Origin of the sequence: Paenisporosarcina sp. TG20 (genome assembly GCF_000286315.1) — a bacterium.
Lineage (GTDB): Bacteria > Bacillota > Bacilli > Bacillales_A > Planococcaceae > Paenisporosarcina.
In genome coordinates, this window is record NZ_ALJG01000206.1 from 1 (window position 1) to 9400 (window position 9400).

The 9400-nt window shown below is 36.9% G+C and carries 6 protein-coding genes; 5 read left to right on the forward strand and 1 reads right to left on the reverse strand.

The features are described from left to right. Positions 1 to 358: 358 nt before the first annotated feature. Positions 359 to 724: a hypothetical protein gene (locus B371_RS0104055; protein WP_019413025.1), complete on the forward strand. Its 366-nt coding sequence runs from the start codon at positions 359 to 361 to the stop codon at positions 722 to 724. Positions 725 to 798: 74 nt separating this feature from the next. On the opposite strand, the gene B371_RS0104060 is transcribed toward B371_RS0104055, so the two are convergent. Continuing rightward, the gene (locus B371_RS0104060; protein WP_019413026.1) at positions 799 to 1344 is read right to left on the reverse strand and encodes a competence protein ComK; all 546 of its coding nucleotides are present in this window, start codon (positions 1342 to 1344) and stop codon (positions 799 to 801) included. Between the two features lie 186 nt (positions 1345 to 1530). Here B371_RS0104060 and B371_RS0104065 point away from each other — a divergent pair, with 186 nt between their 5' ends. The 4 genes from B371_RS0104065 (at position 1531) to B371_RS0104080 (ending at position 8409) form a co-directional block, all read left to right on the forward strand. Continuing rightward, a complete protein-coding gene (locus tag B371_RS0104065) occupies positions 1531 to 1770 on the forward strand; it encodes an IDEAL domain-containing protein (RefSeq protein WP_026022960.1) in 240 nt (79 codons plus the stop codon). 484 nt (positions 1771 to 2254) lie between these two features. Beyond that, a complete protein-coding gene (uvrB, locus tag B371_RS0104070) occupies positions 2255 to 4237 on the forward strand; it encodes an excinuclease ABC subunit UvrB (protein WP_019413028.1) in 1983 nt (660 codons plus the stop codon). 6 nt (positions 4238 to 4243) lie between these two features. After that, the gene (uvrA, locus tag B371_RS0104075; RefSeq protein WP_019413029.1) at positions 4244 to 7147 is read left to right on the forward strand and encodes an excinuclease ABC subunit UvrA; all 2904 of its coding nucleotides are present in this window, start codon (positions 4244 to 4246) and stop codon (positions 7145 to 7147) included. 80 nt (positions 7148 to 7227) lie between these two features. Then, positions 7228 to 8409 (forward strand): DUF4097 family beta strand repeat-containing protein, encoded by a 1182-nt coding sequence (locus B371_RS0104080; RefSeq protein ID WP_019413030.1) that lies wholly within the window; start codon positions 7228 to 7230, stop codon positions 8407 to 8409. The last annotated feature ends 991 nt before the right edge of the window (positions 8410 to 9400 follow it).

Here is a 9400-nt window from a genome sequence, read left to right on the forward strand (position 1 = left end):
CCAGTGGGAAAAGCGAGGCCAGATGAGACCCCGCAGGCGCTTGCGTCGTGGAGGCTCATGGACCGCCCACGGAAAGCGTCCGCCTGTAACGGAAATCACTAGATTTGATACAGTTTGATATATACTTTTCAACTGATCATAAAATTGTGTGTGCTTTCTTAAAAGACCGGGCGCACTTGCCCGGTTTTTCTTATGTCTTTTTAGGTTGGGTAATTCTAGTTATCTCACATTCAAGTTAACTTAAAGTGAGACGTAGCAAGACTTTCAATAAAAATTCCCCTGAATTCCCAGTTGTATTTTCCTGAAATGCGAGTACAATATATAATACGAACAAACGTTCTTTGAAGGAGGCGAAAAGATGCCGCTCATTCCTACCGAAAGTTTACCTTATTTTGAAAAAATGATTTATTTGCCCATGGTATTAACTATTTTAGAGCGTGACCGTGAAACTGTTGAAAAAGGTCCATTTAAGTTAAAGAGACCTTACGTTGCGATAATTGATCATGCAGTAAGAGAAGCACAACGGGAACTAAAAGACACCAAACTATATTTGCGACAAAACAATATGAAAGTCATTCGTGGTAATCACGACGACACATTTACCGAGTATGTTTTTTTCTATAGTGGATACGAAGAGCATCGTCGCTACTTAAATGTGCGTCTAAGAAATCGAGTGGAGGAATTACTTGGGATATATTTGACGATTGAAAAGCAAGTGAATTAAGTAATTTCGAGTTAAGGAAAAGGTATAAGCCCTTTCTATGAACAAAGGGCTTAAGGATTAAGTATATGCCAATGTTATTTTTTAAGCTTTTTTTTGTTTGAATATGTAGGTTTTGACTTGGAAAAAGGATAATTTATTTGGTCACGTGTTTTTTGAAATTGATTCGTCAGAGAATGTGAAAGTACAAATTGTCTACACATCGTTGAATGCGAAACATTTACTGAGAGAGTTTGTGAATTTGTGAAATGTACGACACATTGGTTATGTGTGTTAATTGAATATCGATCGACAGCAGAAAATGCAATCCAAATGGTCCCGTCCGATTCTGGGGAAAGGGTAGGCATCATAATTAAAGGAACTCCAAAATCATGTGAAATAATAAGAGGGAGTTTATGTAAATTGCCGACGGATTCACGAGAGAAAACTGTAGCATGTTTATAAGAATTCCCATAAAAAGTAATTGATTTCTTTACAATAGTACTTGGTTTCATTTTGACGAGAAATTCAATATGGTTTTCAATTACACGAGTATAAAGCTTATTCTCAACCCAAATTGGTACGAGAGCAATTGTATTAAACGAAATAAGGTAATTTGATGTTATTGATATTTTTTTATCCATGACTTTACACCTCTTTATTAGATTATAAATCCTATTATAGATAAATTTTGGAATTAATCAATACTTTTTTACTATTAATTAAAAATATTTCGAATAAATAATTTTAAACTATATTTTTAGAAAAAACATTTGCAACTTCCTAGCATTTTTACTTATAATAGAAAAAAGGCATCCGAGGTGATTGGAATGGATAAGTATTATTCATATGCTGATTTTCTAAAAGCTATGGGGCGAAATCAAACAGTTAGTGAAGCGGAAAAACTGTTGAAGGATATTTACATGGATTTATTTTTAAACCATGTGCATCGAGAGCAACGAAAAGACCGCTTGCTGACCCTGATTGATGGTGCGCTTGATCAAAAGGATGTAGGATCGTTTGTAGTGTATACCAACGAACTACGTCAGTTGCAGCATGAAAGTGTATAATTAATTATTTCTAATAGACACGTGATTAATCTGCTCTTTTCGAAGAGTGGATTTTTTTGACTAAATTTTTACTATTAGTTAAAAGTGAAGGGAGTCAAAATCAGTAATACTTTTTGTCCTGAAGTATGAGAATCCCCTACAGTGACATATCCTTTGAGATGTCGTAGAAACTTCCAAATAATCACACGTTGAAAATTTTAAATTGTTCGATAGATAAAAAGTGATATATTAACAAATTTTTCTGTTAAAAGATAATTTATGTAGACATTTTCATTTGTAAAAATTCAAGTGAGATTTGATTTGTCTACTAATCTTTACTTATGAAAAAAACATATGTTCGCTTTTTATTCGTATTGAATTGGGGAATATGATAAAATATGAACATAAAATGAAAAAAACCCCTAAGTGCCAATAAAAGATAAAGTGGCTCTTTACGCTACAGGTGACGAGGAATAGTAGCACTTAAATAAAAGGAGAGTGAAATATGACACAATCTTTTGATTTACAAGCTCCTTATAAACCAGCAGGAGACCAAATACAAGCAATTCGAAAGTTGATAGAAGGAATAAATGAGGGGAAAAAATACCAAACATTGCTTGGTGCGACAGGTACGGGTAAAACATTTACCGTGTCTAATGTAGTAACTGAAATTAAAAGACCAACATTAGTTATGGCCCATAATAAAACATTAGCCGGGCAGTTATATAGTGAATTTAAAGAATTTTTCCCAAACAATGCGGTTGAATACTTCGTAAGTTTCTACGACTATTATCAACCTGAAGCATACGTGCCACAAACTGATACTTATATTGAAAAAGATTCCAGTATTAATGAAGAAATTGATAAGCTACGTCACTCTGCAACATCGGCTCTATTTGAACGGGAGGATGTATTAATTGTTGCGTCTGTTTCCTGTATATACGGTTTAGGGAATCCCGAAGAATATCGCGAGATGGTCTTATCACTTCGTATAGGGATGGAAATTGAGCGAAATCAATTACTAAGAAAATTAGTGGACATTCAATATGAACGTAATGATATGAACTTCGTCCGTGGAAAATTCCGCGTACGTGGAGATGTTGTTGAAATTTTTCCAGCTTCACGAGATGAGCGATGTATGCGTATTGAGTTTTTCGGTGACGAAATTGACCGTATTCGTGAAGTAAATGCTTTAACTGGGGAAATCATTGGTGATCGAGAACATGTTGCGATTTTTCCAAACTCCCACTTCGTTACACGTGAAGAAAAATTGTTGAAAGCAATAGAAAATATAGAAATCGAGTTAGAACAACAATTAAAAATTCTTCGCGGAGAAGATAAACTATTGGAAGCACAGCGACTAGAGCAACGAACCCGCTACGACTTAGAGATGATGCGTGAAATGGGCTTTTGTTCAGGAATTGAAAATTATTCCCGACATTTAACACTGCGTGAACCAGGAGCAACCCCATACACATTGTTAGACTATTTTCCAGAAAACTTCTTAATGGTTGTGGATGAAAGCCACGCCACATTACCGCAAGTACGTGGGATGTTCAATGGGGACCAGGCACGTAAGAAAATGTTAGTTGACCATGGCTTCCGTTTACCGTCTGCGATGGATAACAGACCATTAACGTTCCAAGAATTCGAGGGATATATGGATCAGGCCATTTTCGTATCAGCAACACCAGGTCCTTATGAAATGGAACACACGCCAGAGATGATTGAGCAAATTATTAGACCAACAGGCTTACTTGATCCTACAATCAGTATTCACCCTATTGAAGGGCAAATTGATAATTTAATCGATGAGATTCGTCAACGCACAGAGCGGAACGAACGTGTGTTAGTTACGACGTTAACCAAAAAAATGTCTGAAGATTTAACTGATTACCTAAAAGAAATCGGTATTAAAGTAAACTACTTACACTCGGAAATTAAAACACTAGAACGGATTGAAATAATTCGGGAACTTCGGATGGGTACTTATGATGTATTAGTTGGAATCAACCTATTACGAGAAGGACTTGATATCCCAGAAGTATCCCTTGTGACAATATTAGATGCAGATAAAGAAGGTTTTTTACGTTCTGAACGTTCACTCATTCAAACAATGGGACGAGCATCTCGAAATGCGAATGGGCATGTCATCTTGTATGCTGACCGCATGACCGATTCCATGACAAAGGCGATTGCGGAAACGGAACGACGCCGTAATATTCAAATTGCAAATAACGAAAAACATGGAATTACACCTCAAACTATCCAAAAGAAAATTCGGGATGTTATTCGTGCATCTCATAACTCAGAAGAAACATTAACTTATATGGAAAAAGTGACTAAAGGCAAGAAATTATCGAAAGATGAAAAAGCAACCTTGTTATTAACACTAGAAAAAGAAATGAAAGACGCAGCGAAGGCACTCGATTTTGAACGAGCGGCTGAACTTCGTGATACGATTTTGGAACTGAAAGTGGAAGGATGAAACGATTTGAAAAAACAAGAAATACGGATACTAGGTGCTCGAACACATAATTTGAAAAATATCGACTTAACCATTCCACGTGATAAGTTTGTCGTAATGACAGGACTGTCTGGATCTGGTAAATCTTCATTAGCTTTCGATACCATTTATGCGGAAGGACAACGCCGTTATGTAGAATCGTTGTCTTCCTATGCACGTCAATTTTTAGGTCAAATGGACAAGCCTGATGTGGATTCAATTGAAGGTTTGTCCCCAGCGATTTCCATAGATCAAAAAACAACAAGTCGTAACCCTCGATCTACAGTTGGTACTGCAACTGAGATTTATGATTATTTACGCTTATTATTTGCCCGTGTAGGTAAGCCGATATGTCCAAAACATGGGATTGAAATTTCATCTCAAACAATAGAGCAAATGGTCGATCGTTTAATGGAATTTCCCGAACGTACACGCATGCAAATATTAGCGCCTATTGTTTCCGGTAGAAAAGGGACACATGCTAAAATGCTGGAAGATGTAAAAAAACAGGGTTATGTACGTGTTCGAGTAAACGGAGATTTAATGGATTTAGATGATGATATTAATTTAGATAAAAATAAAAAGCATGATATTGAGATAGTAATTGATCGTGTTGTAATGAAAGAAGATATCGCTGCAAGATTGGCGGATTCTTTAGAGTCAGCACTTAGGTTGGCTGATGGTCGTGTGTTAATTGATGTTATGGAACATGAGGAATTGCTATTTAGTGAACATCACGCTTGTCCTATATGTGGATTTTCTATAGGTGAACTAGAACCACGTATGTTTTCGTTTAATAGCCCTTTCGGTGCTTGTCCCGAATGTGATGGTCTTGGTACGAAGTTAGAAGTAGATCTAGAACTTGTAATTCCGGACTGGTCAGAATCTTTAAATAAGGGAGCTATTGTCCCGTGGGAACCAACAAGTTCGCAATACTACCCACAACTATTAGGTGCCATTTGCAAGCATTACAAAATCAATATGAATAAGCCCGTAGAAAAACTCTCAAAAGATCAAATGGATAAAATTATTTATGGATCTGGAACTGACAAAATTCGCTTTCGTTATGAAAATGACTTTGGACAAGTACGAGATAATGAGATTTATTTTGAAGGTGTTTTAAGAAATGTGGAACGTCGTTATAAGGAAACGTCTTCCGATTATATTCGCGAACAAATGGAAAAGTATATGGCACAACAAGACTGTCCAACATGTAAAGGTTACCGATTGAAGCCGGAGACGTTAGCTGTAAAAGTTGCATCACATCATATTGGTCAAGTAACAGCATTTTCTATTGAAGAGGCAGAAGCATTTTTCAAGTCTCTAGAGTTGTCGGAAAAAGACATGCAGATCGCACACCTTATTTTACGTGAACTCGATGAACGACTTGGGTTCCTCATTAATGTAGGCTTAGATTATTTAACGTTAAACAGAACTGCAGGGACGCTATCAGGTGGTGAGGCCCAGCGTATCCGTTTAGCGACTCAAATTGGTTCTCGTTTAACTGGAGTACTTTACGTCTTAGACGAACCTTCTATTGGTTTACATCAGCGTGATAATAATAGACTTATTGCTACACTAAAAAATATGCGAGATATCGGAAATACCTTAATTGTAGTGGAACATGATGAAGATACAATGTTTGCTGCCGATTACCTAATCGATGTAGGTCCAGGAGCAGGAGTCCATGGTGGCCAAATCGTAGCAGCGGGTACACCTGCACAAGTTATGAAAAATGCTAAATCCATAACCGGGCAGTATTTAAGTGGCAAGAAATATATAGCCCTTCCTAATCAACGTCGAAAACCAGACGGTCGTATGATTAGTATTAAAGAAGCGACTGAAAATAACCTGAAAAATGTAACAGTGGATATTCCACTTGGCTTATTTACATCTGTTACAGGTGTTTCGGGTTCAGGAAAAAGTACGTTAATCAATGGGATTTTGCATAAATCACTTGCACAAAAGCTGAATCGTGCAAAAACGAAACCTGGCCAACACAAAGAGGTAACCGGAATCGACCAGCTAGAAAAGGTTATTGATATTAACCAATCACCGATTGGACGTACACCAAGATCAAATCCAGCAACATATACGGGAGTTTTCGATGACATTCGTGATGTCTTTGCATCAACGAACGAAGCGAAAGTACGAGGATATAAAAAAGGACGTTTTAGTTTCAACGTCAAAGGAGGCCGCTGTGAAGCGTGTCGAGGAGATGGAATTATTAAGATTGAAATGCATTTTTTACCTGACGTCTATGTACCATGTGAAATTTGTCACGGGAAGCGTTACAATCGTGAGACACTAGAAGTAAAATACAAAGGTGAAAATATTGCGAATGTATTACAAATGACTGTTGAAGATGCACTCAAATACTTTGAAAACATACCAAAGATTAGTCGTAAACTTCAAACAATCGTTGACGTCGGATTAGGTTATATGGCACTTGGTCAGTCAGCAACGACGTTATCAGGTGGAGAAGCACAGCGGGTGAAATTGGCTTCTGAATTACACAAACGTTCTAATGGAAAATCTTTCTATATTTTAGACGAGCCGACGACAGGACTTCATGCGCATGATATCGCTCGTTTACTTGTAGTGTTACAGCGGTTAGTGGAAAACGGAGACACGGTGGTAGTCATCGAACACAATTTAGATGTTATTAAAACATCAGATTATGTGATTGACTTAGGTCCTGAAGGCGGTGACAAGGGGGGGACAATCTTAGCGGTTGGGACCCCTGAAGAGGTTGCTGCAGTACCAAATTCACATACCGGTTACTATTTAAAATTAGTTCTAGAACGCGATCGTAAACGAATGGAAGAACAAATAATAAAAGCATCTTCTAAGAAAAAGATAAAAAAAGAGACAACAATTTCAGCAAAGTGAAACTTTTTCTGATTTACAACCGTATGTATAAGGTAAGAACAAAGTTCAGCGTAAAGCGACTTTGAAGGAGGCCAAATTATATGCAAGAAGAACGTAAACTCATTTTAGATTTAGTCGAAAAGGGGACGATTTCTGCTCATGAAGCGTTGGTATTGCTAGAGGCTTTAGGAAATGAAGAAGCTAAATTGAACGCAACAAAGAATAATGAGCAGAGTCATCATTTTGAATCACAAACTCATTCAACACACTCAAACTCGGAAACACACACAAGTTCAGAAACACATAACAAGAAGTCTTCATCGTCTCAAGCGGAAGATTTTATGGAAGACATTAAAAAGGACTTTACACAGATTGGTGAACGATTCATGCAATTCATGCAAACCACTGTTGGGAAAGTGAAATCATTTGATTTCGATATGCCTTTCGGGGAGCCAATTGAATTTCATCATACCTTTACAAAAGAAGAGGTTGATTTCAAAGAAATTACTGCAGATATTGCAAATGGTAAACTTGAAATATATCCTTCAGAAGACGGTCAAACACGTGCAGAGTGTCGTGTGAAAGTGTACCGTTCACCATCTGAAGAAGAAGCAAAAAAGGAATTTCTCGAGAAGTTTATATTTGTCGTAGATCAACAAAAATTACGTATTATCAGTGATTTAAAGACTACTTCTGTAAATGTCGTCTTATATGTACCCCAAAAGCTGTATGATTTAATTTCAGTTCGTTTGTTTAATGGTGCATTTATCGGTGCACATATAAAAGTAGATCGACTAAAAATCAAAACAGCCAATGGGAAAATTGAACTTAAAGATGTTCAACATGAAGATGGAGAAGTCCAAACTGCAAATGGTACGATTAATTTAAAAGAGGCAAAAGGAAACAAAATTGATGCTGAAACAATTAATGGACGCATTTATATCGATGGTCACCTAAAAGACATCGAGGCACAATCGGTTAATGGACACGTTGTTATTACAACGAAAAACGCAGATGCTCGTAAAATTGAGGGACGTGCTGTAGCTGGTACAGTAGAAATATATATACCTTCTACGGTTGGTTTACAAGGTGAAATAGCTTCAAACTTGGGTAAAATGGATGTGGCTTTATCTGATGTAACACGGATAAATGAACAAGACCATTTCCTACAAAAAAATATTCGTTTTACAAAAGATGTTGCTGGTTCAACAACCCCTCCTTTGTATGTAAAAGGAGAAGCTAAGACTGGTTCCATTTTAGTACGTTACACAACAGCTGAATAAAAATGAAACCCCAATTCGATCTTAACAATCGAATTGGGGATTTTTTGAAAAGAGAAACTACCATGAAAACTATCTCCAGTCTAAAAAGAGGTTAGGACTTATTGGCTTTTGGTAATATAGATTATAATAATACGACCAGACTTGAATTTTTTTTCGCGACCAAATTTGGATTGTTGAAATTACAAGATTGGTTGAACTCTCATGAAAGTAAAAGATGTTTTAATGGAAAATACAGGAATATATTGGAAGCCGGTATGGACAAACCTTGAAAAGTGATTTGCCTAGTTAAAACGGAATTTCTTTGCAGGACGCTCGTTAATCCGATTAATGTGAAGAGTTTCCATGCTGTGATCCTTAACTTGAAGAACATTGTATCTTGCGGTATGTCAATAACCCCTTCTTACGCCTGGTAATTAAAGAAACTACCCAAAAGGAAGAAAAAGGTCGAAGTAATATCTTCTGCCTCCCCTCTACATAAAATTAATGTCTTTTCTTTGATCAACCCAAATCAAAATACGATATGCCAATGGTTGAATGGGCGCGTCGGACGCAAACCCGCCGGAAGATTGCCTGTATGTAGTGAAGTGACTTCGATTCACTCCGGTCCTTCATTCTTCAGGTTATGGTGCAGTAGGATTGCCGTCTAAAGCAATCCGGAAACCGAAGTTGACACAGTAGGAAGACACTTTCTACTAACACATAAAATCATTAGTAATTGCTTAAAAGGACCGGGCATACTTTGCCCATTTTTTCTTGCAAGATAAGAAACCACCGTGGCTTACGTTTCACGTAAGCCACCATCTACCATGAAAAGTGATCTTCAAACAAAAAAGAGGTAATAGTAAAACCCTTCAAAAAAAGATAGAAGGGACGGTTAGTTAAATATTGTCTTTTTATCTACAGGTGTTTTCATACAAAAGTATATAAATTTAGTGAGCCATGAATCCAGTATTTCCGGTATTTTGTAGGTTCTAGTATGATACCGCTGATT

Excerpts from the sequence above, each read along its gene's own strand:
- B371_RS0104060 (WP_019413026.1), bottom strand. The coding sequence starts at position 1,344 with ATGGATAAAAAAATATCAATAACATCAAATTACCTTATTTCGTTTAAT.
- B371_RS0104065 (WP_026022960.1), top strand. The coding sequence starts at position 1,531 with ATGGATAAGTATTATTCATATGCTGATTTTCTAAAAGCTATGGGGCGA.
- B371_RS0104080 (WP_019413030.1), top strand. The coding sequence starts at position 7,228 with ATGCAAGAAGAACGTAAACTCATTTTAGATTTAGTCGAAAAGGGGACG.
- uvrB (WP_019413028.1), top strand. The coding sequence starts at position 2,255 with ATGACACAATCTTTTGATTTACAAGCTCCTTATAAACCAGCAGGAGAC.
- B371_RS0104055 (WP_019413025.1), top strand. The coding sequence starts at position 359 with ATGCCGCTCATTCCTACCGAAAGTTTACCTTATTTTGAAAAAATGATT.